We start from the raw sequence: 23,147 nt of genomic DNA, 5'->3' as shown, positions 1-23,147 counted from the left end.
GGTACTGCAGGGGGGACCCTGTGGGAGAGTAGGACGCCGCCGAACTCCTTTTAAGAGAGAGCCCTGGCAGGGATTACCTGCCGGGGCTTTCTTGCGTTTACGGCCGGCCGTAAACGCTGCCGTCACCGCTGCCCTCGCCCCCTCCGCACGGCCCCCGGACGGCTGGGGGTAAGGTCAGGGGGAATCGTTGGTACATATCCCCACAGGAGGCCCCCGGGTGGAGGTCCAGGAGACGCGCGTTCAGACCGACCGTGTCCTCACCATCCCGAACATCCTCAGCATGGCGCGCCTCGTCGGCGTTCCCCTGTTCCTGTGGCTGATTCTTCAGAAGCACGACGGCTGGGCGCTCCTTGTGCTGGCGCTCAGCGGTATCAGCGACTACCTCGACGGAAAGCTCGCCCGGCGCTGGAATCAGGTCAGCAGCCTCGGCCGGCTGCTCGATCCGGCCGCCGACCGGCTCTATGTCCTCTCCACCCTCTTCGGTCTGACCTGGCGTGAGATTCTGCCGCTCTGGCTGACCCTGGCCCTGCTCGCCCGGGAGGCGATGCTGCTGGTCATGGTGTGGATCCTGAGGCGTCATGGCTATCCGCCGCCGCAGGTGAACTTCCTCGGCAAGGCCGCGACCTTCAATCTGATGTACGCCTTCCCGTTGCTGCTTCTCAGTGATGGATCCGGCTGGCTCTCGTCACTCGCCGCGATTTTCGGATGGGCGTTCGCCGGATGGGGTACAACCCTCTATTGGTGGGCAGGGATCCTCTACGTGGTCCAGGTCCGCCGACTTGTCAGGGCGGACGCCACGGCCGACTGATCTCGCCGTACTCCCCAGCCTCACCAGGCAGGAGCTTCACTGAGCCCCACCGGGTGCGCGTGGACGCGCTGCCTCAGCCGGGCTCGTCGGGCGGTTTCGTCGGCATGACCGTCGTCTCTCAAGGAGGACGCTTCCGACATGAAGGCCGTCGTGATGGCCGGCGGCGAGGGCACCCGCCTTCGCCCCATGACCTCGAGCATGCCCAAGCCGCTCCTGCCCGTGGCCAATAGGCCGATCATGGAGCATGTGCTCCGTCTGCTGAAGCGGCACGGGCTCACCGAAACCGTGGTGACCGTACAGTTCCTGGCCTCCTTGGTGCGGAACTACTTCGGTGACGGTGAGGAGCTCGGCATGGAGCTCACCTATGCCAACGAGGAGAAGCCACTCGGCACCGCGGGCAGCGTCAAGAACGCCGAGGAGGCGCTCAAGGACGATGCCTTCCTCGTCATCTCGGGCGACGCCCTCACCGATTTCGACCTCACCGACCTGATCCGTTTCCACAAGGAGAAGGGCGCCCTGGTCACGGTCTGTCTGACGCGGGTCCCCAATCCGCTGGAATTCGGCATCACGATCGTCGACGAGCAGGGCAGGGTCGAGCGCTTCCTGGAGAAGCCCACCTGGGGCCAGGTCTTCTCCGACACCGTCAATACGGGCATCTATGTCATGGAGCCCGAGGTCTTCGACTACGTCCGGCCGGATGTCCCGGTCGACTGGTCGGGGGATGTCTTCCCGCAGCTGATGAAGGAAGGCAAGCCCGTCTTCGGCTATGTGGCCGAGGGCTACTGGGAGGACGTCGGCACCCACGAGAGCTATGTGAAGGCGCAGGCCGATGTCCTGGAGGGCAAGGTCGACGTCGACATAGACGGTTTCGAGATCTCGCCGGGGGTCTGGGTGGCCGAGGGTGCCGAGGTGCATCCCGACGCGGTCCTCCGCGGCCCGCTCTACATCGGCGACTACGCGAAGGTCGAAGCCGGCGCCGAGATCCGCGAGCACACCGTCGTCGGTTCCAATGTGGTCGTCAAGACCGGTGCCTTTCTCCACAAGGCCGTCGTCCACGACAACGTCTACGTCGGTCAGCAGAGCAATCTGCGCGGCTGTGTCATCGGCAAAAACACCGACATCATGCGGTCCGCCCGGATCGAGGACGGTGCCGTCATCGGCGATGAGTGCCTCGTCGGTGAGGAATCGATTATCCAGGGCAATGTCCGGGTCTATCCCTTCAAGACCATCGAGGCCGGCGCGTTCGTCAACACCTCCGTCATCTGGGAGTCCCGGGGGCAGGCCCATCTCTTCGGCGCCCGCGGTGTGTCCGGGATCCTCAATGTGGAGATCACCCCCGAGCTGGCGGTCCGGCTCGCCGGCGCGTACGCGACGACGTTGAAGAAGGGGGCCACCGTCACCACCGCGCGGGACCACTCCCGTGGCGCGCGTGCTCTCAAGCGTGCGGTGATCTCGGCCCTTCAGGCCAGCGCCATCGACGTCCGCGACCTGGAGAACGTCCCCCTGCCGGTGGCCCGGCAGCAGACCGCGCGGGGCAGCGCCGGCGGCATCATGATCCGTACCTCGCCCGGGGTGCCGGACTCGGTGGACATCATGTTCCTGGACGAGCGCGGTGCCGACCTCTCCCAGGCGGGGCAGCGCAAGCTCGACCGGGTCTACGCCCGTCAGGAGTACCGCCGCGCGTTCCCCGGGGAGATCGGCGATCTGTCCTTTCCTTCCAGCGTCTACGACTCCTACACGGGCTCGCTGCTGCGGACCGTGGACACCACTGGGGTCGCGGAGGCGGGGCTGAAGGTCGTCGTGGACGCCTCGAACGGCAGCGCGGGACTCGTTCTGCCCAGCCTGCTGGGCCGACTGGGCGTGGACGCGCTCACCATCAACCCCGGGCTGGACGAGGCCCGTCCCACCGAGACCGCCGACACCCGTCGCTCCGGGCTGGTGCGGCTGGGGGAGATCGTGGCGTCGGCGCGGGCCGCCTTCGGGGTGCGGTTCGACCCGGTGGGCGAGCGGATCTCGCTGGTGGACGAGCGCGGGCGCATCGTGGAGGACGACCGCGCGCTGCTGGTCCTGCTGGATCTGGTGGCCGCCGAGCGGCGCAGCGGGAGGGTGGCGCTGCCGGTGACCACGACCCGGATCGCCGAGCAGGTGGCGGCGTACCACGGGACGCAGGTGGAGTGGACGACGACGTCGCCGGACGATCTGACGAGGGTGGGCCGGCAGGAGACGACGATCTTCGGTGGGGACGGGCGCGGCGGCTTCATCATCCCGGAGTCCAGCAGCGTCTTCGACGGTACGGCCGCTTTCGTCCGGTTGATCGGGCTGGTGGCCCGTACGCAGCTCACGCTCAGCCAGATAGACGCACGGATCCCCAGGGCGCATGTCCTGCGCCGGGACCTGGCCACGCCATGGGCCGTCAAGGGCCTGGTGATGCGGCATGTGGTGGAGGCCGCCGGGGACCGTTCGGTGGACACGACGGACGGGGTGCGGGTGGTCGAGGCCGACGGGCGCTGGGTGATGGTGCTGCCCGACCCGGCGGAGGCGGTGACCCACCTGTGGGCGGAGGGGCCTGACGACGCCTCCGCGCAGGCGCTGCTGGACGAGTGGTCTGCGGTCGTGGACGGCGCCGGGCGCTGACGCCGCGCGGGGCGTCGTCCGCCTCCGGCCGGAGGATGTTCCCCTGATGTTCCCGGAGTGTCGTGAATCCGTACCGGATCCGGCACGCCGGTGGGGCCATTGGGAGACGACGCCCCCGACGTGCGACGATGTGCGGCATGTCGCAGCAGCCCCCCGTTCGGAGCACCTCTTCGCCGCCGTCGCGTCCCGACGCGTCGATGTCGCTGCTGACCAATGTGATGGATCACAGCCTCGACGAGGGGTACGCGGAGGCGGCGGCCCGGCGGGCCGAGGGCGGCAAGGGTCTGCCGAGCACCCTGCGGGCGAAGTTGGGGCTGGCCGCGGCCCTGCTGCTGTCGGCCGTGGTGGTGACGCTGGGGGCGGCGCAGGCGCGGATATCGGCACCGACGCTGGCGAAGGAGCGGGAGCAGCTCATCCAGCGGATCGAGGCGGAGACCTCGTCCGCCGACAGTCTCCAGAAGAACGTCGACTCCCTGCGGGACTCGGTCGGCACCAAGCAGCGTGACGTGCTGCGGAAACACGGTGGGGATCAGGCCGAGTTGGTGTCGCTGCTCGCCGGTGCCACGCCGGTGCGCGGCCCCGGGCTCAAAGTGGTGATCGACGACGCCAAGCAGGCCCGGACCAGTGGGGGCGGGCCGAGGGAGAGCAGCGGCTTCTCCGACACCGGGCGGGTGCGCGACCGCGATATGCAGCGTGTCGTGAACGGGCTGTGGCAGTCCGGCGCCGAGGCGATCGCCATCAACGGTCAGCGGCTGACGTCGCTGTCCGCGATCAGGGCCGCGGGTGACGCCATACTGGTCGACAACAGACCGCTGGTGCCGCCGTACACGGTGCTGGCGATCGGGGACGGGCAGCGGTTCAGCACCGCTTTCCAGGACAGCGTCGACGGCCAGTATCTGCATGTGCTTCAGCAGAACTATGGGATCCGCGCGAGCATTTCCACCCTGGACGAGGTCCGGCTGCCCGCCGCGCCGAGTCTGATCGTACGTACCGCAACACCAGGGAAGGGCACATCGTGATCGCCGTATTGGGCCTCATCGTGGGAGTCGTGGTCGGGCTGGTCGTCCGTCCCGTGGTGCCGACGGCGGTCGAGCCCTACCTTCCCATCGCCGTCGTGGCGGCGCTCGACGCGGTGTTCGGCGGCCTCCGGGCGATGCTGGACGGGATCTTCGACGACAAGGTGTTCGTCGTCTCGTTCCTGTCCAATGTGGTCGTGGCCGCGCTCATCGTCTTCCTGGGCGACAAGCTCGGCGTCGGCGCGCAGCTGTCCACCGGTGTGGTGGTCGTCCTGGGCATTCGTATCTTCTCCAACGCGGCCGCCATCCGGCGGCACATCTTCCGGGCGTGAGACCGATGAGCGCAGACGACACTCCCGACAAGTCCGGACAGGGTCAGGAACGCCCGGAGGAGCCGGAGGAGAAGGAGCGACGGGAGCGGCCCGAGCCGTCGGCCGGGAAGCCGGCCGGGAAGCCTGCCGGGAAGCCTGCCGGGGAGTCCGACGAGCGTGCCGAGGTGCCGGGCGAGCCGGCGAAGGAACGCCCGGCACCGGAGCCCGGGGAGCCGGAGGCCGGGGCGTCCGGGCCCGGTGGGCCCGAGTCCGGTGAGTCCGGGCCGGAGGGGGCCGGATCCGGTCCTGCCCCCGGCCCCCTCCCCGGTCCTGTCCCCCCAAAGGAAGCCGCCCCCGAGGCCGCCCCGTTGACGGGGCGTCAACGGCTGATGAGCGGGCTGTGGCCCCCAAGGCTGACGCGTGCCCAGCTGACCGTCGCGGTGCTGCTGTGCGTCCTCGGGCTGGGCCTGGCCATCCAGGTCCGTTCGACGAGCGACAACAGCGCCCTGCGCGGTGCCCGGCAGGAGGATCTCGTAAGGATCCTGGACGAACTGGACAACCGCACCAAGCGGCTGGAGGACGAGAAGCGCCGGCTGGAGGGCCAGCGCTCCGAGCTGGAGAGCAGCTCCAACCAGGCGGCCGAGGCCCGTAAGCAGACCGCGCAGAAGGAGGAGCAGCTCGGGGTGCTCGCGGGTACGGTGTCGGCCGAGGGGCCCGGCATCGAGCTCACGGTGAGCGACAGCAAGGGCGCCGTGGAGGCGGACAAGTTGCTCGACACGATCCAGGAGCTCCGGGCCGCGGGCGCGGAGGCGATCCAGATCAACGATGTCCGGGTTGTCGCGGGCACCTATTTCTCGGGCTCCGCGGGAAAGGTGGAGATCGATGGAAAAAAGGTCGCGCAGCCCTATAAGTTCAAGGTCATCGGCAAGCCCCAGGATCTGGAGCCCGCGCTGAACATCCCCGGTGGTGTGGTGCAGACTCTGGAGAAGGAGCAGGCGTCGGTGAGCGTCTCCCGGTCTGAGAAGATCATTGTGGACGCCTTGCGCCCGGCGAAGCGGCCTGACTACGCTCGGTCGTCATCGCAGTGAGACGGGCGTGCGGGCGGGGCCCGTGGGGAGGGCGGGAGGTTGCGGGGGGTCGGCGCACCAAGTCAAGGGTGCGTGATGGAAACTGTCTGTTGACTGCGGACGTTGTAGAGATGTCCAGGTCGGACGGTGTGTGCAGCAAGGTTTTGTCCTGCCCCACGGGCGGGTCTGTTTCGGTCAAGGGGAATCGCCCGTGAAGTTGTTTGCGAAGTTGTTCGGCAAGAGCGCACGCCAGGACGGCGGCACGGCCCGGCACCGGGCGCCGCGTTCCGGGGAGGGCGGCGAGAGCGCCCAGGAGGGCCGTCCGCTCTTCCGGGACCAGGTCGACGCCCAGGGCTACGGAGGCGACATTCCGGGCGGTCCGGGCGCGTCCTCTGTTGACCCTGCCCAGGCGGGGCGCATAGGTTTCGGGGCACCAGCGACCTCAAGTGCGGGTGGAGGGTTTGCCTTGCCGGTATGTACGAGGTGTGGCCACCGGAACGCCGAGGCGAGCCGGTTCTGTTCCAACTGCGGCGCTCCGCTGCGGCCGGGTGCGGTCGCCGAGCGCGCGTCGGAGACGACCTCGACCATCTCCATCTCCGGTCTCGAGGCGTACGACTCGGAGACCACCGGCCAGACGGCGATCCCGGCGCTCTCGCCCGAGGCGCAGGCCGCGGTCGAGGCGCTGCCCCAGGGCTCGGCCCTGCTGGTGGTCCGTCGCGGCCCCAACTCCGGCAGCCGTTTCCTGCTGGACGCCGAGGTGACCACCGCGGGCCGGCACCCGCAGAGCGACATCTTCCTCGACGACGTCACCGTCTCGCGCCGGCACGTGGAGTTCCGCCGGGGCCACGACGGCAGCTTCACCGTCACCGACGTCGGCAGCCTCAACGGCACGTACGTCAACCGTGAGCAGATCGAGTCGGTCGTCCTGTCCAACGGCGACGAGGTGCAGATCGGCAAGTACCGGCTGGTCTTCTTCGGCAGCCAGCGGGGCATCTGACCCGCTCCCGGACGCCGTCCGGGGCACCTCCAGGGAAGGGCCATGCTTCGAACACCGTCGGGCGGCACCGGATCCTCCGGTGCCGCCGGCGCGGAGGGCAGGCTGGTGAGCATCGGAACGGTGCTCAACCTGCTGCGCGAGGAGTTCCCCGAGGTCACCATCTCCAAGATCCGTTTCCTGGAGGCGGAGGGCCTGGTGGAGCCCAAGCGCACCCCCTCCGGCTACCGCAAGTTCAGTACGGACGACGTGACCCGGCTCGGGCACGTGCTGCGGATGCAGCGTGATCACTATCTCCCGCTCAAGGTCATCCGGGAGCAGCTGGACGCCCTGGCCCGGGGCGAGAAGGTCCAGCTGCCCGCCCCCGCGCAGCCGAGGGACGCCCTCGACCTCACGGACGTCCTGGACGAGCCCGGGGCGCCCGCCGCGGCCCCGGGAGGGCCGGAAGGGCCCGTGGCGGCCCGTATCGGCCGTACGGAGCTGCTGGCCGACGCCGGGGTCAGCGAGGAGGAGCTGGCCGAGTGGGAGTCCTACGGGCTCCTCACCGCCCACCCGGACGGCGGATTCGACGCCGATTCCGTGACGATCGCGAGGCTCGTCGCCGAGCTGGGCCGTTTCGGTCTGGAGCCGCGGCATCTACGGGCCGTGAAGGCCGCCGCCGAGCGGGAGGCGGGCCTGGTCGAGCAGGTGGTGGCCCCCCTGCGCCGGCACCGCAATCCGCAGACCAGGGCCCATGCGGAGGCCACGGCCAGGGAGCTGGCGGCCCTGTCCGTACGGCTCCACGCGGCCCTGGTGAGGGCCGCTCTCCGGCCACGTGGCCAGTCACGGTGAGTGCCCGACTACCCAAACCCGCCGGGCACGGCCTAGGGTTGCTGTGTGAACGAGCTCGATGTCGTGGGTGTCCGGGTGGAAATGCCCTCCAACCAGCCGATCGTGCTCCTGCGTGAAGTGGGAGGCGATCGCTACCTCCCGATTTGGATCGGACCGGGAGAGGCGACCGCGATCGCCTTCGCCCAGCAGGGCATGGCGCCTGCCCGTCCGCTGACCCACGACCTGTTCAAGGACGTGCTGGAGGCGGTCGGACAGCAGCTCGCGGAGGTTCGCATCACGGATCTGCGCGAAGGCGTCTTCTACGCGGAGCTCGTCTTCGCCAGCGGGGTGGAGGTCAGCGCGCGGCCGTCCGACGCCATAGCGCTGGCGCTGCGCACCGGCACGCCGATCTACGGCAGCGACGGGGTGCTGGACGACGCGGGGATCGCCATCCCGGACGAGCAGGAGGACGAGGTGGAGAAGTTCCGCGAGTTCCTCGACCAGATCTCGCCCGAGGACTTCGGCAGCAGCAACCAGTAGGGCGTGCGCGAAGCCGGCGGAGAGCCGGTGGAATCCGCCTCAGTGCCGCATTCGAGTAGCTTTTCCCGCTACCTGGACACGTAAAACCACTCTCAGGGTGATTATCACTCGGCGTGCCGAGTGTGGCGATCGTTGACGCACCCCGAGCGACTGCCTACCGTCGAGAAGGCAGGTCAAGGACGGAGGTCGGCGTGAGAAGCACGGGCGACGGTACGGCGGTCGGCGGTCCGTATCCGCTGCATGGGGGAACGGTCGAACCAGTGCCCCGCTATTCCGCAACGGCGGCGGTGACCACCCCACGGGGCAGCGAGTCCGGGGGCGCGGCGCCCTCCCGGAGCTCCGACGGCATCGGGTACCGGGGGCCCACGGCGTGCGCGGCCGCGGGCATCACCTACCGGCAGCTCGACTACTGGGCGCGCACCGGACTCGTGGAGCCCAGCGTGCGGCCCGCGTACGGGTCGGGGAGCCAGCGGCTCTACAGCTTCCGGGACGTCGTCGTCCTGAAGATCGTCAAACGGCTCCTGGACACCGGGGTCTCGCTCCAGAACATCCGCACCGCCGTGCAGCACCTGCGCTCGCGCGGCATGGAGGACCTGGCGCAGATGACGCTGATGAGCGACGGCGCCACGGTCTACGAGTGCACCTCGCCGGACGAGGTCGTCGATCTCCTCCAGGGCGGCCAGGGCGTCTTCGGGATCGCCGTGGGCGTCGTGTGGCGCGATGTGGAGAGCGCCCTCGCCCAGCTCCACGGGGAGCGGGTGGACACTGGCGAGACGCTCGTCGGCCACAACCCGGCCGACGAGCTCGCCCGCCGCCGCAACCGGGCGGGATGAGCCCCTCCGGGGGCCCGTACGACAGCGTGACAGGGCGCCCCGCGCAGGCCGTGACAGCGGCCGGCGCGGGGCGCCTCGTCGTACATCGGTGCGATTGTCAGTGGTATGCGGCAGCATCTGTCCTGTGAGGGGTGCGCCGACGATTCTCCATCTGGACATGGACGCGTTCTACGCTTCGGTGGAGCAGGCGTCCAAGCCCAGCCTGCGCGGAAAGCCCGTGGTGGTGGGCGGTCTGGGCCCCCGTGGCGTGGTGGCCACGGCGTCGTACGAGGCACGGGTCTTCGGTGTCCACTCCGCCATGGCGACGGCCCAGGCCCGCAGGCTCTGCCCCAACGCCGCCTATCTCACCCCTCGGTTCGAGCTGTACCAGCGGATCAGCCAGGTGGTGATGGGGCTGCTGGGCGAGCTGTCGCCGCTGGTGGAGCCGCTCAGCCTCGACGAGGCGTTCGTCGACCTGGAGGCGGGCGGGGTGGCGCCCACCGAGGAGGCCGCCCGCGCGGTGGGGGAGCGGCTGCGGCGGGACATCGAGGCGGTCACGGGGCTCACGGCCTCGGTGGGGCTGGCCGGCTCCAAGATGTTCGCGAAGATCGCCTCGGAGGAGGCCAAGCCGAACGGGCTCATGCTCATCGAGCCCGGTACGGAGCTGGAAGTCCTCGGCCCCATGTCGGTGCGGACCATCCCCGGCGTCGGCCCCGCCACCGCTGAAACGTTGCGGCGCGCCGGTATCACCACCGTGACGGAGACGGCCGGAGCCGGCGAGGACGAACTGGTGCGTCTCCTCGGCAAGGCCCACGGCGCCGGCCTGTACGCCCTGGCCACCGGCCACGACGACCGCCCCGTGGTCGCCGAGCGGGACGCCAAGTCCGTGTCCGTGGAGGACACCTTCGCCGAGGACCTCACCGACCGGACCCGGGTGCAGCTGGAGCTCGCCCGCCTCGCCGACCGCTGTGTGGCCCGGCTGCGCGGCGCCGGGCGCTCGGGGAGGACGGTCGTCATCAAGGTGCGGCGGTACGACTTCTCGACCCTGACCCGCTCGGAGACCCTGCGCGGCCCGACCGACGACCCCGCCGTGGTGCGCGAGGCGGCCGCCCGGCTGCTGGAGCACGTGGACACCACGGCCGGGGTGCGGCTGCTGGGCGTGGGCGTCTCGGGGCTCGCCGACTACACCCAGGAGGACCTCTTCGCCCAGGCCGCCGCGGGCGCCGCCGAGGCCGCGGCGGCCGCCGGGACGGCCACGACGGCCGGACCGGCACCCCACGAGCCCGAGACGCCCCAGGAGCCCCGGAAGGACCCCGAGGGGCCGCCACGGTGGCTTCCCGGACTGGACGTCCGGCACGACGAGCACGGGGCCGGCTGGGTGCAGGGCAGCGGCGTCGGGCGCGTCACCGTCCGCTTCGAGGAGCCCTGGTCGGCACCCGGGCGGGTACGGACCTTCCGCGTCGACGACCCGGCGCTCCACCGTGCCGAACCGCTGCCGCTGGTGCGCACCGACGACGATCAGCCGCTCGCGCCGCCCACGCCTTCCGGGCCCCCGGACGGCGCCTCCCCGGCGGCCGTGCCGTCGGGCGCCGGAGGCTCCGGCGGCGGCTCCGGCGAGGGCAGCTCCAGCCCGTAGTGCCGGTAGAGCCGCAGCTCCTGCGCGGGGGAGAGGTGCCGGCCCACCCCGAAACCCGGGGCCTGCCTGATCAGCGCCCGCTCGTAGGGGATGCGCAGCCCGTCCTCCTCGACCCGGCTCGGCTCCAGCGGTACGAAGGCGTCCCGGCCGAAGAGGCCGGTGCGCACGGCCGCCCACTCCGGCTCCCCGGTGGCGTCGTCCAGATACACCTCGTCCACGGTGCCGATCTTCACGCCGTCCCGGTCGAAGGCCTTGCGCCCGATGAGGCTCCGGGGATCGATGTCGGTCTGCACGGCTCCTCCGCTGCTCCCCGCCCATGACGGTCCTCGTCACCACGAAAAACCACGGACGTGAAACCGGCCACTCGGGAGATCCACCCGGAAACCCCCGCTGGTAGGCTGGCCAGTGGCCGCAGACCCCGTGCGGGAGAGCTCTTCCCGAAGCCCACCAGGCGTTCGGAGAAGGCGCCGAAGGAGCAAATCCTCCCCGGAATCTCTCAGGCACCCGTACCGCATGGACGAGGTCACTCTGGAAAGCAGGGCGGGCCCAGGTCAGGCAGCAGCCGCCGAAGCCCCTCCTCACCGACGGTGAAAGCCGGATCGTGCGCCGCGGCCCGGTGAAGCTCTCAGGTTGAGATGACAGAGGGGGAGGCCGTCCGGGTACCCGCGCCGTGGTACCCCTCGCAGGTCGCAATGACCAGGAGGCCTCCGCAGATGACCGTCCACCGCATCGCCCTCACCGACCTGGAGCGCGGCACGCCCTTCGAGGCGCGCCACATAGGTCCCGACGCCGCCGCCCAGGCCAAGATGCTCGCCCAGGTCGGTTTCGGCTCGCTCGACGAGCTCACCGCCGCCGCCGTGCCGGACGCGATCAAGAGCGTCGGGGCGCTCGGCCTGCCGGAGGCCCGCACCGAGGCCGAGGTCCTCGCCGAGCTCCGTTCCCTGGCCGACCGCAACACCGTGCTGGCCTCCATGATCGGCCTGGGCTACCACGGCACGTTCACACCGCCGGTGATCCTCCGCAACGTCATGGAGAACCCCGCCTGGTACACGGCCTACACGCCCTACCAGCCGGAGATCTCCCAGGGCCGTCTGGAGGCCCTGCTCAACTTCCAGACGGTCGTCGCCGATCTGACCGGGCTGCCCACCTCCGGCGCCTCCCTCCTCGACGAGGGCACCGCCGCCGCCGAGGCCATGGCCCTCTCCCGCCGCGTCGGCAAGGTCAAGGACGGCGTCTTCCTCATCGACGCCGACACCCTGCCGCAGACAGTCGCCGTCATCGAGACGCGCGCCGAGCCCACCGGCGTCGAGGTCGTCGTCGCCGACCTGTCCGCGGGCATCCCCGAGGAGATCGCGGAGCGCGGTGTCTTCGGCGTCCTGCTCCAGTACCCCGGAGCCTCCGGCGCCGTCCGCGACCTCCGCCCGCTGATCGAGCGGGCCCACGAGCTCGGCGCGATCGTCACCGTCGCCGCCGACCTCCTCGCCCTCACCCTCCTCGCCCCGCCCGGCGAGCTCGGCGCGGACATCGCGGTGGGCACCACCCAGCGCTTCGGCGTCCCCATGGGCTTCGGCGGCCCGCACGCCGGATTCATGGCCGTCCGCGACAAGTTCGCCCGCAGCCTGCCCGGCCGCCTCGTCGGCGTCTCCGTCGACGCCGACGGCGACAAGGCCTACCGCCTGGCCCTCCAGACCCGCGAGCAGCACATCCGCCGCGAGAAGGCCACCAGCAACATCTGCACCGCCCAGGTGCTCCTCGCCGTCATGGCCGGCATGTACGCCGTCTACCACGGCCCCGAGGGCCTCGCCGCGATCGCCCGCCGCACCCACTGCTACGCCGCGATCCTCGCCGAAGGCCTGCGCGCCGGAGGCGCCGAGGTCGTCCACGACGCCTACTTCGACACCGTCACCGTACGGGTGCCCGGCCGGGCCGCCGAGGTCGTCGAGGCCGCCCGCGAGCGCGGCGTCAACCTCCGCCAGACCGACGCCGACCACGTCGGCGTCTCCTGCGACGAGACCACCACCCGCGCCCACCTGGCCGCCGTCTGGGCCGCGTTCGGTGTGGAGGGCGACGTCGAGGCGCTCGACCCGACGACCTTCGACGCGCTCCCCGAGGGCCTGCTGCGCGGCGACGAGTACCTCACCCACCCGGTCTTCCACCAGCACCGCTCCGAGACCGCGATGCTGCGCTACCTGCGCCGCCTCGCCGACCGCGACTACGCCCTGGACCGGGGCATGATCCCGCTCGGCTCGTGCACCATGAAGCTCAACGCCACCACCGAGATGGAGCCGGTCACCTGGCCGGAGTTCGGCCAGCTCCACCCCTTCGCGCCCATCGAGCAGGCCGAGGGCTACACCACCCTCATCACCGAGCTCGAGGAGCGGCTCGCCGAGGTCACCGGCTACGACAAGGTCTCCCTCCAGCCCAACGCCGGCTCCCAGGGCGAGCTCGCGGGCCTGCTGGCCGTCCGCGCGTACCACCGCGCCAACGGCGACGAGCGCCGCACGGTGTGCCTCATCCCGTCCTCCGCGCACGGCACCAACGCCGCCAGCGCCGTGATGGCCGGCATGAAGGTCGTCGTCGTCAAGACGGCCGACGACGGCGAGGTCGACGTCGAGGACCTGCGCGCCAAGATCGAGCAGTACCGCGACGAGCTCGCCGTGCTGATGATCACCTACCCCTCCACCCACGGCGTCTTCGAGGAGCACGTCGCCGACATCTGCGCGGCCGTGCACGACGCGGGCGGCCAGGTGTACGTCGACGGTGCCAACCTCAACGCCCTGGTGGGCCTGGCCAAGCCGGGCCGGTTCGGCGGCGACGTCTCGCACCTGAACCTCCACAAGACCTTCTGCATCCCGCACGGCGGCGGTGGCCCCGGCGTCGGCCCGGTCGCCGTCCGCGCCCACCTCGCCCCGTACCTGCCCAACCACCCGCTCCAGCCCACCGCGGGCCCGGCCACGGGCGTCGGCCCGATCTCGGCCGCGCCCTGGGGCTCCGCGGGCATCCTGCCGATCTCCTGGTCGTACGTCCGGCTGATGGGCGGCGCGGGCCTCAAGCGCGCCACGCAGGTCGCGGTGCTCGGCGCCAACTACATCGCCAAGCGCCTGGAGCCGCACTACCCCGTGCTCTACACCGGCCCGAACGGACTGGTCGCCCACGAGTGCATCGTGGACCTCCGGCCGCTGACCAAGGCCACCGGCGTGAGCGTCGACGACGTCGCCAAGCGCCTGATCGACTACGGCTTCCACGCGCCGACCATGTCGTTCCCCGTCGCCGGCACGCTGATGATCGAGCCGACGGAGAGCGAGGACCTCGCCGAGCTGGACCGGTTCTGCGAGGCGATGATCGCCATCCGCGCCGAGATCGAGAAGGTCGGCTCGGGGGAGTGGCCCGCCGAGGACAACCCGCTGCGCAACGCCCCGCACACCGCAGCCTCGGTGACGGGCGAGTGGGAGCACCCCTACACCCGCGAGGAGGCCGCCTTCCCGGGCGGGGGTTCGAAGGCCGACAAGTACTGGCCGCCGGTGCGCCGCGTGGACGGCGCCTACGGTGACCGCAACCTGGTCTGCTCGTGCCCGCCGCTGGAGGAGTACGAGGGCTGACGGGCCTTCAAGGACACGGATCGGGGCCGGTCCGGCGCTTCGGCGCCGGGCCGGCCCCTCTTGTGTCTCGTACGCCCGGCCGCGTCAGGCCGCGGTCACCACCTGGTCGGTGCCCAGTGCCCGGTGCGGGGCGATGATCTGTCCGTCCGGCAGCAGCTCACCGGTGTCCTCGAAGCAGAGGACGCCATTGCACAGAAGACTCCATCCCTGTTCCGGGAAGGCGGCCACGAGGTGGGCGGCCTCCCGGTCGGCGGAGTCGGCTGACGGGCACGTGGGCTGGTGCGGGCACATGGAAGTGATCTTTCGCTCTGATGTGGTGGCTGTCCTGCGGCTCGATGCGTCGCTCATGCCGCCCCCCGTTGTCATCGTCGGTCGGTCACCAGTCTTGCCCTACGGGCCTCGTTCCGCAGGGATTTCCCGGGGACGCTCCTCACAGGGTGAGGACGCGTCACCCGGGCGGGCGGTTGCTCCCAACTGGACGGTCCCTTCGGGGGGTTCGGGGTGGCCGTATCGGACTAGCCCGAAAGGGTGAGGGGTGGGGGCGGCGGTGCGCCCCGCGACTCCCCTGGCGCGGGGAGTCGCGGGGCGCGGTGGCTCCGGGAGCCGGTGGGCCGGCCCGGCCGTCCGGTCAGGCGGTCGCCCGCAGCCGGTGCGGGGACGGCAGCCGGGGCGTCAGCGCGGGCAGCAGATCGGCGGCCCGGTGCGGCCGGTGGGCCGCGATGCCGGGCGGTGCCGGGGCGAGGGGGACGAGCAGGTCGCCCGGGGCGAACAGCTCGGAGGCGGCGTCGGCCGTGATGTCCGCGTGCAGCCAGAGGGTGAGCATGTAGAGCTCGGGCACCGACAGCAGCCGTGGCTGGTACGGGGTGGTCAGGGCCTCGGTCTGACGCAGGGCCAGCTCCGTGGAGGCCACGTACGGGCCCTCGCAGAAGTGGGAGAACGCCCAGCCGTCGGCCGTGAGCACGGCCTCGCCGGCCGCCACGGCCCGTTCCCCCTCCTTGATCTGGAACCGCCAGCCGGTCAGCCGGGTGCGCGGCGCCCCGCCGAGCGTCCCCGCCCGCTCCAGGAGGTGGACGGGCAGCGGGAGTTCGGGGCTGAGCGGGGTCCGGGCGGAGCGCAGCGAGGGGGTACGGGCCTCACGGACGGCGGTGGGGGAACCGAGGGCCGTCAGGACCGTGCGGAGGGCAGGCGCGGGGGCAGGGGGGACATGCAGCGGCATGGTGGGTCGCCTCTCGCTTAAGGAAAGACACGGGGGTGCGGGGCGGGTGCGGACGACGCTGTCGGCGTGCGGGGTCAGAGGGGGGCCGGGACCGACTCCGGGGCGCCTGCTCTCTGCCTCATTCCGGAGTTTATACGACACATGTTCACATGATGTTTCGGCTAGCTGTCGCAGGTATTTCCGGCAAGAGCAATTCAGGTCCCGATTCCGGGGGGATTTCGGTGTTTTTGCGGCGGCCGCGCGTCCATGACCTCGGCTTCGTCACCGTATACGGTGGGCCGGATCCGATCGGTGTTTATCACCAGCGCATTGCGCCCCGCCCGGCGGCTTGTGCCATGCCGACGGAATGTGCCGGAGTACACCGGTGGGAGCCTATCGTCTCCGCGTGCGCCGCGGGGCGTTATGGATCGTCCCGCCTGGGCATCATCGACCGTGACAAGGCGGCCGGCGCGGCGGGCGACCCGTCCGGGAGGGAGGCTTCGCATGGGGGAGAAGGTCGCGGCCCTGGGGTTCGACCTCGCCGACCGGCAGCGTCACCGGGAGAAGCTCCGGCGGTGTCTGGACGGGCTGGCGAGGCTGCTGGAGGAGAAGCGGTTCGACCGTCCCCGCAATCTCATGGGGCTGGAGATCGAGCTGAATCTCGCGGGCCCCGACGGTATGCCGAGCATGGTGAATGCCGAGGTGCTGGAGCGTATCGCCAGCCGGGATTTCCAGACCGAACTCGGGCGTTTCAACCTGGAAGTGAACATCGTCCCGCACCGGCTCTCGGGAAGGGTTCTCGACCAGCTCGCCGAGGAACTTCGCACGGGTCTGTCCTACGCGGACCGCAGGGCCATGGAAGTGGGTTCCGGGATCGTCATGATCGGGATACTGCCCACGCTCACCGACCGGGACCTGGTCCATGCGAACCTCTCCGCCGCCGACCGGTACTTCCTCCTCAACGACCAGGTCGTGGCCGCCCGGGGCGAGGAGTTCGCCATCGACATCGCGGGTGTGGAGCGGCTGACCTGCACCGCGCGTTCCATCGCCCCGGAGGCCGCCTGCACCTCGGTCCAGCTCCATCTCCAGGTCACCCCGGGCCGGTTCGCCGCCGTGTGGAACGCCGCCCAGGCCGTCGCGGCCGTGCAGATCGCCGTCGGCGCCAACTCACCCTTCCTCTTCGGCCGGGAGCTGTGGCGCGAGTCCCGGCCGCCGCTGTTCGTACAGTCCACCGACACCCGCCCGCCCGAGCTGCGCGCCCAGGGGGTCAGGCCGCGCACCTGGTTCGGGGAGCGCTGGATCTCCTCGGCGTACGAGCTCTTCGAGGAGAACCTCCGCTTCTTCCCCCCGCTGCTGCCCATCTCCGGGGACGAGGACCCGCTGGGCGTCCTGGACGCGGGCGGCGTCCCGGAGCTCGCCGAACTGACCCTGCACAACGGCACGGTCTACCGCTGGAACCGGCCCGTCTACGGCATCGTCGACGGCGTCCCCCACCTCCGGGTGGAGAACCGCGTCCTGCCGGCCGGGCCCACCGTCACCGACGTCATCGCCAACGTGGCCTTCTACTACGGGCTGGTCCGCACCCTCGCGGAGGAGCCCCGGCCGGTGTGGTCCCGGATGCCGTTCGGCGTCGCCGCCGACAACTTCGACACCGCCTGCCGCGACGGCATCGACGCCGTCCTGCGCTGGCCCCGGGCGGGCCGGGCCGGCGTCCTCGCACGGGTCCCGGCCGTCCGGCTCGTGCTGGAGGAGCTGCTGCCGATGGCCTCGGCGGGGCTGGACGCGTGGGGGGTGGAGCCCGCCGACCGCGATCACTACCTCGGCGTCGTCGAGGAGCGCTGTCTGCGCCGGGTCAACGGGGCCTCCTGGCAGGCCGCCACCTACCACCGCGCGCTGGAGCACGGCCTGGACCGCGAGCGCGCCCTCGCCGTCACGACCCGCCGCTACCGCGAGCTGATGCACACCGGCGACCCCGTCCACACCTGGCCCACGGACGCGCCCGCCCTGTGACCTCTCCTTCCCGGGCGTCGCGTCCGGGGCGTCGTGGCACCCCTGTGTGCGGGGGCACGGGAGCTTCGGGCAAGCTGTGACCGTCGTGAGGACGGGCAGCTGGGAGGCGACGGTGCGGCACAACGCTCGGGACGGCGGCGCGGGCATCCGGCCGGAGGCGCCCTCGGGGCCGGCGTCCGGCGACGGGCCCGCCCGGCGCACGCTGCGCTCGGAGACGCTGATCGTCCTGGCGCTCTCCCTGGGGGCCAGCGCGGTCTCGGCGCTGATCAGCTTCGTCGGCTCGGCCACCCGGCCGGGCGGGCTCAAGAACCAGGCGGCCACCCTCAACGCCTCGCACGCGCCCGGCCGCCCCTGGCTCGACCTCGCCTGGCAGCTCTTCGGCATCGCGACGGCGCTCGTGCCCGTCCTGCTGGTGGCGCACCTGCTCACCCGCGAGGGCGCGGGGCTGCGGAGCATCGGCTTCGACCGGACCCGGCCCGGTGCCGACCTGGCCCGGGGCGCGGCGGTCGCGGCCGCCATCGGCGGCAGCGGGCTGCTGTTCTACCTCGTCGTACGGGCGGCGGGCTTCAACCTGACTGTCGTACCGGAGAACCTGCCCCACGTCTGGTGGCGGATCCCGGTGCTGATCGCCTCCGCCGCGCAGAACGCGGTGCTGGAGGAGGTCGTGGTCGTCGGCTATCTGCTGCGCAGGCTGGGGCAGCTGGGGTGGACCCCGGCCGCCGCCCTCGTGGCGAGCGCGGCGCTGCGCGGCTCGTACCACCTCTACCAGGGCATCGGCGGCCTGGTCGGCAACGCGGTGATGGGCGTGGTCTTCGTCCTGCTCTACCGGCGGTGGGGGCGCGTCGGGCCGCTGGTCGCCGCGCACGCGCTGATCGACATCGTGGCGTTCGTCGGCTACGCGCTGCTCGCGGGCAAGGTGGGCTGGCTGCCCACGGCCTGACCCGGGGGCGGCTGCGCACGGTCTGCCCCCGGGGGCGGCTGCCCACGGTCTGACCCGGGAGCGGCTGCCCACGGTCTGACCCGCCGCCCCCGCTCCGGGGGTGGTCAGACGAGCAGCTCGCCGTCGATGACCGTCACGGCGGAACCGGTCAGCAGGGTCCGGTCGCCGCGCGGCGCGGTGCGCACGAGGCCGCCGCGGGCGGACGCCTGGAAGCCGGTGAGCTCGTCGCGGCCCAGCCGGGCGGACCAGAACGGGGCGAGCGCGGTGTGCGCGCTGCCGGTGACGGAGTCCTCGTCGACGCCGACGTTGGGGAAGAAGCAGCGCGAGACGTAGTCGTAGCCGCGCGTCGGGTCCTCGGCCGGCGCGGTGGCGATGACGCCCCGGCGGGAGTGCCGGCCCAGCGCCGCGATGTCCGGGGTAAGGCCCCGTACGGTCGCCTCGTCGGCCAGCTCCAGCAGCAGATCGCCGATGTGCGGTCCGGTGTCGTGGGCCGAGCGGGGCGTGGCGCCCAGGGCCCGGTCCACCCCGTCGGGGACGGCCGTGGGGGTGAGCGGCGCGGTCGGGAAGTCCAGGGTGATCGTGCCGTCCTCGTGGGCGGTGGTGACGAGGACGCCGCAGCGGGCGGTGAAGCGCACGGTCCCGGTGGCAGTGCCCGTGGTGTGCAGGACGTGGGCGGTGGCGAGCGTGGCGTGGCCGCACATGTCGACCTCGGTGGTCGGGGTGAGCCAGCGCAGCGCCCAGTCGGCGTCCGAGCCGGGCGGCAGGGGGTGGGCGAAGGCGGTCTCGGGGTGGTTGACCTCGGTGGCCACGCCCCGCAGCCAGGCGTCCTCGGGGAAGCCATCGGAGTCCAGGAGCACCACTCCCGCCGGGTTGCCGGCGAAGGGGCGGTCGGTGAAGGCGTCGACGATTCGAATCCGCATGGTCGTGAACGTAGAGGCCCGGCGGGGGCCGTGGACACGGCCAATCCCCGGAAGGTGGACCGGGGCCGCGCGGCGCCCATGGCCCGTCACCCGTGGCCCCTCACCCGTGAGCCCCTCAGTCGAGGCAGAACTCGTTGCCCTCGATGTCCTGCATCGAGATGCACGACTCGTTGACGCCGTCGGCACGCAGTACTTGCACGACCACCGCGCCGAGCGCGACCAGCCGTGCGCTCTCGGCCTCGAGCGTGGCGAGGCGTTCTTCGCCCACGAGCCCGGTGCCGACCCGCACATCAAGGTGCACCCGGTTCTTGACGACCTTGCCTTCGGGAACGCGCTGGAAGAACAGCCGCGGGCCCACACCCGAGGGATCGACGCAGGCGAACGCCGAACCCTGATGCTCGGACGGCAGCGAGCGATCGAAATCGTCCCAGGTGGCGAACCCCTCCGGCGGCGGCGGTACGACGTACCCCAGCACCTCGCACCAGAAGCGAGCGACGCGCTCAGGATCCGCGCAGTCGAAGGTGACTTGGAACTGCTTGATCGATGACATCGGCCCACCATAGTGGCGCGTGCTGTGCACCGGAACCCTGATTTTCCATGGCCGCGCCGGCCGAGGAAGGGCATTGCCATCCGATCGGTTCCGATATATCGTTGAGGCATCGCGAACGATCGACGATGGAAGGAGCGACATCATGCGCTTCCAAGGACACGGTCATGAGCACTACGGCCACGGCCACGGCCCCGGCTCCGGTCGCGGCCGGGGGGCCGGGCCCGGTGAGTCCGGGCCGGGCGGCTTCGGCGGGCGCCGGGCCTTCGGGCCCTTCGGGCCCCCGTTCGGCGCCCCGCCCTTCGGCGGGCGCGGGCGGGGCGGCCCGGGCGGCAGGGCGCGGCGCGGCGATGTGCGCGCCTCGATCCTGGCGCTGCTCAAGGACCGCCCGATGCACGGCTACGAGATGATCCAGGAGATCGCCGAGCGCAGTGGCGGCGCCTGGAAGCCGAGCCCCGGCTCGGTCTACCCCACCCTCCAGCTGCTGGAGGACGAGGGCCTGATCAGCAGCGCGAGCGAGGGCGGCAAGAAGCTGTTCACGCTCACCGAGGACGGCCGTGCCGAGGCCGAGTCCGGCCCGGGCACCCCCTGGGAGGACGCGGGGCGCGGTATCGACTGGGCGGCGATGCAGGAGATCCGTCAGGCCGGCTTCGGGCTGATGGAGGCCTTCGGGCAGGTCTGGAAGACCGGCAGCGCCGAGCAGAAGGAGAAGGCGCTCGCGGTCGTCAACGACGCCCGTAAGAAGCTGTACCTCATCCTGGCCGACGAGGGCTGAGGCCGGGGGTCGAGGCCGGAGTCGAGGCCGAGGGCGGGGCGGCCCGGGGGATCCCCCTGGGCCGCCCCGTCGCGCTTTCTTGACGGTGAGTCGGGGAATGGGAGACTCCGGCCATGCCCCCGCTGTCGCGACGCCGGCACCCCGTCCCCGTTCTCGTACCCGTTCTCGCTTTCGCGGCCGTCGCCGTGGGCCTGGCGGCGGCCCTCTCCGGAGCCCCGGCCGGGGCCGAGGGCGGGGTGGCGGCCGGGGTGGCGGCCGGCGGGCCGCGCTATCGCGACGCCCGTGCCCCCGTGGACGAACGGGTGGCCGACCTGCTGCGCCGGATGACGCTCGACGAGAAGATCGGGCAGATGACCCAGATCTCCGTGGGCAAGCTCCAGGGCGACTGCGCGGAGAACGGCGGCGGGGAGAGCGGCGGCGGCGAGCTGAACGAGCGCTGCCTGGCGGCCGTGCTCCGCGACCGCGCGGTGGGCTCGGTGCTCTCCGGCGGTGGCGGCGGCCCGCCCGTGAACACGCCGCGCGACTGGGCCCGCATGGTCGACGCGGTGCAGAAGTACGCGGTCGGGCACAGCAGGCTGGGCGTTCCCGTCCTCTACGGCGTCGACGCCGTCCACGGCCACAACAACGTCCTCGGCGCCACCGTCCTCCCGCACCAGATCGGCCTCGCCGCGACCTGGGACCCGGAGCTCGTCCGGGCCTGCGCCGAGGCGACCGCCCGGGCCGTCGCCGCCACCGGCGTCGACTGGACCTTCGCCCCCGTCGCCGACCTCGCCCGCGACCGGCGCTGGGGCCGCTACTACGAGACCTTCGGCGAGGACCCGCTGCTCGCCGGCGCCCTGGCCGCCGCGGCCGTGCGCGGCACCGAGAACGCCGGCGGCGCCAAGAACGTCGCCGCGACCGTCAAGCACTTCGCCGGCTACTCCGAGCCGTCCAACGGCCACGACCGTGTGCCCGCCGACGTCTCCCCCCGCTACCTCCAGGACACCCTCCTCGCCCCCTACAAGACGGCCGTCGAGGCCGGGGCGAAGACCGTCATGGTCAACTCCGGCGCGCTCAACGGCATCCCCGTCACCGCCTCCCGCCGTCTGCTCACCACGGTCCTGCGGGAACGGTGGGGCTTCACCGGAGTCACGATCAGCGACTGGCAGGACATCCGGGCCCTGTGGACGACGTACAAGGTGGCCGCCGACTATCCGCACGCCGCCGCCCTCGCCGTCGACGCGGGCGTCGACATGGCCATGGAGCCCTACGAGGCGGGGGAGTTCGCCGACGCGCTCCGCACGGCCGTACGGACCGGGCTGGTGCCCGGCAGCCGGATCGACGAGGCCGCCGGGCGCGTCCTGCGGCTCAAATTCACCCTGGGGCTCTTCGAGCGACCGTATGTCGACGCCGAGCGCGCGAACACGGAAGTCCTGGGTGCGGGGCGGGAGCTCGCCCGGCGTGCCGCGGCCGCCTCACAGGTGCTGCTGCGCAACGACAAGGGCGTCCTGCCGTTCGGGCCGTCCGTGCGGAAGATCGTCGTCACCGGCGCCCACGCGGACGATCTCGCCGCCCAGGCCGGCGGCTGGACCGTCGGCTGGCAGGGGCTCCCCGACGGGGTGCGGATCCCGGGCACGACCGTGCTCGAGGGCATCCGGCGGGCGGCCCCCACCGGCACCCGCGTCGTCCACGCCCCGGCCCCGGCAGACGCCGTGGCACAGGCCCGTGACGCCGACGCGACGGTCGTGGTGGTGGGGGAGCGGCCGGGTGCCGAGGGCGGGGCCGACAGCCCCCGGCCCGAACTCCCGGCGGACCAGCGGGCGCTGGTGCGGTCGTTGAAGAAGACCGGCCGCCCGGTCGTGGTGGTCGTCCTCGCCGGGCGCCCGCTGGTGCTGGGCGACGCGGACGGCACGGAAGGGCTGCTGATGTCCTGGCTGCCGGGCGGAGAGGGCGGGCACGCGGTCGCGGACGTCCTGTTCGGGGCGGTCGGCCCGAGCGGCCGGCTGCCCGTCTCATGGCCCCGGCGGGCCGGCAACGAGCCCCTGTACTACCAGCAGTTGCCGGGCACCAACGCGGGCGCCGAGTCCGGGCACGACGTGGCGTACGACTTCGGGGACGGCCTGTCGTACACCGCCTACCGCGTCGAGTCGCTCGCGCTCGACGCACCCGCCGTCCCGGCCGGCGCGGACGTCGCGATGACGGTGCGGGTGCGCGACACCGGGCCCCGCGACGGCGAAATGATCATCCCCGTCTATGTTTCACGGCCGGTCGGCGACGTACTGTCGCCGCCGCGCAGGCTCGTGGCCTTCACCAAGGTGCGCCTGAAGGCCGGGGAGACGCGATCCGTGCGGCTGACCGTGCCGTCGAAGGTGCTCGCGGTCACCCCCGGCGACGTCGACGGGGCCGGTCCGCCGCGCGTCGAGCCCGGGCCGTACGTCTTCGGCGCCGGGGCGCGGACAGCCACGCTGGAGATCACCGGGAGCCCGGGAGAGGGTGCGCGCTCCCAAGGGAAGTCCGTGCGCCCCTGAGACGGATCCGGCCACCCTCCTCCTGA

General features: G+C 71.9%; 20 protein-coding genes and 1 riboswitch. Of the genes, 15 read left to right on the top strand and 5 right to left on the bottom strand.

All coding sequences use genetic code 11. The features are described from left to right. The first annotated feature begins 217 nt into the window (after positions 1-217). The 10 genes from ACFYZR_RS29665 (at position 218) to ACFYZR_RS29620 (ending at position 10,628) form a co-directional block, all read left to right on the top strand. A complete protein-coding gene (locus ACFYZR_RS29665; RefSeq protein ID WP_391915821.1) occupies positions 218-808 on the top strand; it encodes a CDP-alcohol phosphatidyltransferase family protein in 591 nt (196 codons plus the stop codon). Between the two features lie 138 nt (positions 809-946). Then, entirely contained in the window at positions 947-3,442 is a 2,496-nt protein-coding gene (locus ACFYZR_RS29660; RefSeq protein WP_391915818.1) for a sugar phosphate nucleotidyltransferase, read from the top strand. A gap of 137 nt (positions 3,443-3,579) precedes the next feature. After that, positions 3,580-4,461, top strand: a complete 882-nt coding sequence (locus ACFYZR_RS29655; protein ID WP_391915816.1) for a DUF881 domain-containing protein — start codon at positions 3,580-3,582, stop codon at positions 4,459-4,461. After that, the gene (locus ACFYZR_RS29650) at positions 4,458-4,790 is read left to right on the top strand and encodes a small basic family protein (protein WP_071964751.1); all 333 of its coding nucleotides are present in this window, start codon (positions 4,458-4,460) and stop codon (positions 4,788-4,790) included. Before ACFYZR_RS29655 ends, ACFYZR_RS29650 begins: the two co-directional genes overlap by 4 nt. Before the next feature lie 5 nt (positions 4,791-4,795). Beyond that, positions 4,796-5,857, top strand: coding sequence for a DUF881 domain-containing protein (locus ACFYZR_RS29645; RefSeq protein ID WP_391915812.1), 1,062 nt, complete (start codon positions 4,796-4,798; stop codon positions 5,855-5,857). A 130-nt stretch (positions 5,858-5,987) separates the two neighbouring features. Continuing rightward, on the top strand, positions 5,988-6,833 hold the full coding sequence (locus tag ACFYZR_RS29640) for an FHA domain-containing protein (RefSeq protein ID WP_391915809.1): 846 nt from the start codon (positions 5,988-5,990) through the stop codon (positions 6,831-6,833). Between the two features lie 42 nt (positions 6,834-6,875). Beyond that, positions 6,876-7,661: a MerR family transcriptional regulator gene (locus ACFYZR_RS29635; RefSeq protein WP_391915806.1), complete on the top strand. Its 786-nt coding sequence runs from the start codon at positions 6,876-6,878 to the stop codon at positions 7,659-7,661. 45 nt (positions 7,662-7,706) lie between these two features. Next, positions 7,707-8,180: a bifunctional nuclease family protein gene (locus tag ACFYZR_RS29630; protein ID WP_099198755.1), complete on the top strand. Its 474-nt coding sequence runs from the start codon at positions 7,707-7,709 to the stop codon at positions 8,178-8,180. A 191-nt stretch (positions 8,181-8,371) separates the two neighbouring features. After that, positions 8,372-9,013 (top strand): MerR family transcriptional regulator, encoded by a 642-nt coding sequence (locus tag ACFYZR_RS29625; RefSeq protein WP_391915801.1) that lies wholly within the window; start codon positions 8,372-8,374, stop codon positions 9,011-9,013. 124 nt (positions 9,014-9,137) lie between these two features. Next, positions 9,138-10,628 (top strand): DNA polymerase IV, encoded by a 1,491-nt coding sequence (locus ACFYZR_RS29620; protein ID WP_391915798.1) that lies wholly within the window; start codon positions 9,138-9,140, stop codon positions 10,626-10,628. On the opposite strand, the gene ACFYZR_RS29615 is transcribed toward ACFYZR_RS29620, so the two are convergent. Next, a complete protein-coding gene (locus ACFYZR_RS29615; protein ID WP_391915796.1) occupies positions 10,511-10,921 on the bottom strand; it encodes a PRC-barrel domain-containing protein in 411 nt (136 codons plus the stop codon). The two genes, ACFYZR_RS29620 and ACFYZR_RS29615, sit on opposite strands and share 118 nt — an antisense overlap. A gap of 120 nt (positions 10,922-11,041) precedes the next feature. Further along, positions 11,042-11,150: riboswitch (glycine riboswitch) on the top strand. A gap of 191 nt (positions 11,151-11,341) precedes the next feature. On the opposite strand from ACFYZR_RS29615, the gene gcvP reads away from it, so the two are divergent. Then, positions 11,342-14,227 (top strand): aminomethyl-transferring glycine dehydrogenase, encoded by a 2,886-nt coding sequence (gcvP, locus tag ACFYZR_RS29610; protein WP_391915794.1) that lies wholly within the window; start codon positions 11,342-11,344, stop codon positions 14,225-14,227. An 84-nt stretch (positions 14,228-14,311) separates the two neighbouring features. On the opposite strand, the gene ACFYZR_RS29605 is transcribed toward gcvP, so the two are convergent. Both ACFYZR_RS29605 and ACFYZR_RS29600 read right to left on the bottom strand, forming a co-directional pair. Next, the gene (locus ACFYZR_RS29605; protein WP_391915792.1) at positions 14,312-14,518 is read right to left on the bottom strand and encodes a DUF5999 family protein; all 207 of its coding nucleotides are present in this window, start codon (positions 14,516-14,518) and stop codon (positions 14,312-14,314) included. Between the two features lie 337 nt (positions 14,519-14,855). Then, complete coding sequence (locus ACFYZR_RS29600) at positions 14,856-15,443, bottom strand: hypothetical protein (protein ID WP_391915790.1); 588 nt, start codon at positions 15,441-15,443, stop codon at positions 14,856-14,858. Between the two features lie 483 nt (positions 15,444-15,926). On the opposite strand from ACFYZR_RS29600, the gene ACFYZR_RS29595 reads away from it, so the two are divergent. Continuing rightward, positions 15,927-17,432, top strand: coding sequence for a glutamate--cysteine ligase (locus tag ACFYZR_RS29595; RefSeq protein WP_391915788.1), 1,506 nt, complete (start codon positions 15,927-15,929; stop codon positions 17,430-17,432). 145 nt (positions 17,433-17,577) lie between these two features. Next, entirely contained in the window at positions 17,578-18,372 is a 795-nt protein-coding gene (locus ACFYZR_RS29590) for a CPBP family intramembrane glutamic endopeptidase (RefSeq protein WP_391915838.1), read from the top strand. A 104-nt stretch (positions 18,373-18,476) separates the two neighbouring features. Here ACFYZR_RS29590 and ACFYZR_RS29585 read toward each other — a convergent pair whose 3' ends face one another. Both ACFYZR_RS29585 and ACFYZR_RS29580 read right to left on the bottom strand, forming a co-directional pair. Beyond that, positions 18,477-19,292, bottom strand: a complete 816-nt coding sequence (locus ACFYZR_RS29585; protein ID WP_391915784.1) for a PhzF family phenazine biosynthesis protein — start codon at positions 19,290-19,292, stop codon at positions 18,477-18,479. 115 nt (positions 19,293-19,407) lie between these two features. Then, on the bottom strand, positions 19,408-19,842 hold the full coding sequence (locus ACFYZR_RS29580) for a VOC family protein (RefSeq protein ID WP_391915782.1): 435 nt from the start codon (positions 19,840-19,842) through the stop codon (positions 19,408-19,410). A 142-nt stretch (positions 19,843-19,984) separates the two neighbouring features. On the opposite strand from ACFYZR_RS29580, the gene ACFYZR_RS29575 reads away from it, so the two are divergent. Both ACFYZR_RS29575 and ACFYZR_RS29570 read left to right on the top strand, forming a co-directional pair. Then, a complete protein-coding gene (locus tag ACFYZR_RS29575) occupies positions 19,985-20,614 on the top strand; it encodes a PadR family transcriptional regulator (RefSeq protein WP_391915780.1) in 630 nt (209 codons plus the stop codon). A 113-nt stretch (positions 20,615-20,727) separates the two neighbouring features. Beyond that, positions 20,728-23,121 (top strand): glycoside hydrolase family 3 N-terminal domain-containing protein, encoded by a 2,394-nt coding sequence (locus ACFYZR_RS29570; protein ID WP_391915778.1) that lies wholly within the window; start codon positions 20,728-20,730, stop codon positions 23,119-23,121. Positions 23,122-23,147: the final 26 nt, after the last annotated feature.

This window comes from Streptomyces sp. NPDC001678, from assembly GCF_042892945.1.
GTDB lineage: Bacteria > Actinomycetota > Actinomycetes > Streptomycetales > Streptomycetaceae > Streptomyces.
Note: the sequence above shows the minus strand (reverse complement) of the source record. Positions and strands in the feature narration are given on the sequence as shown.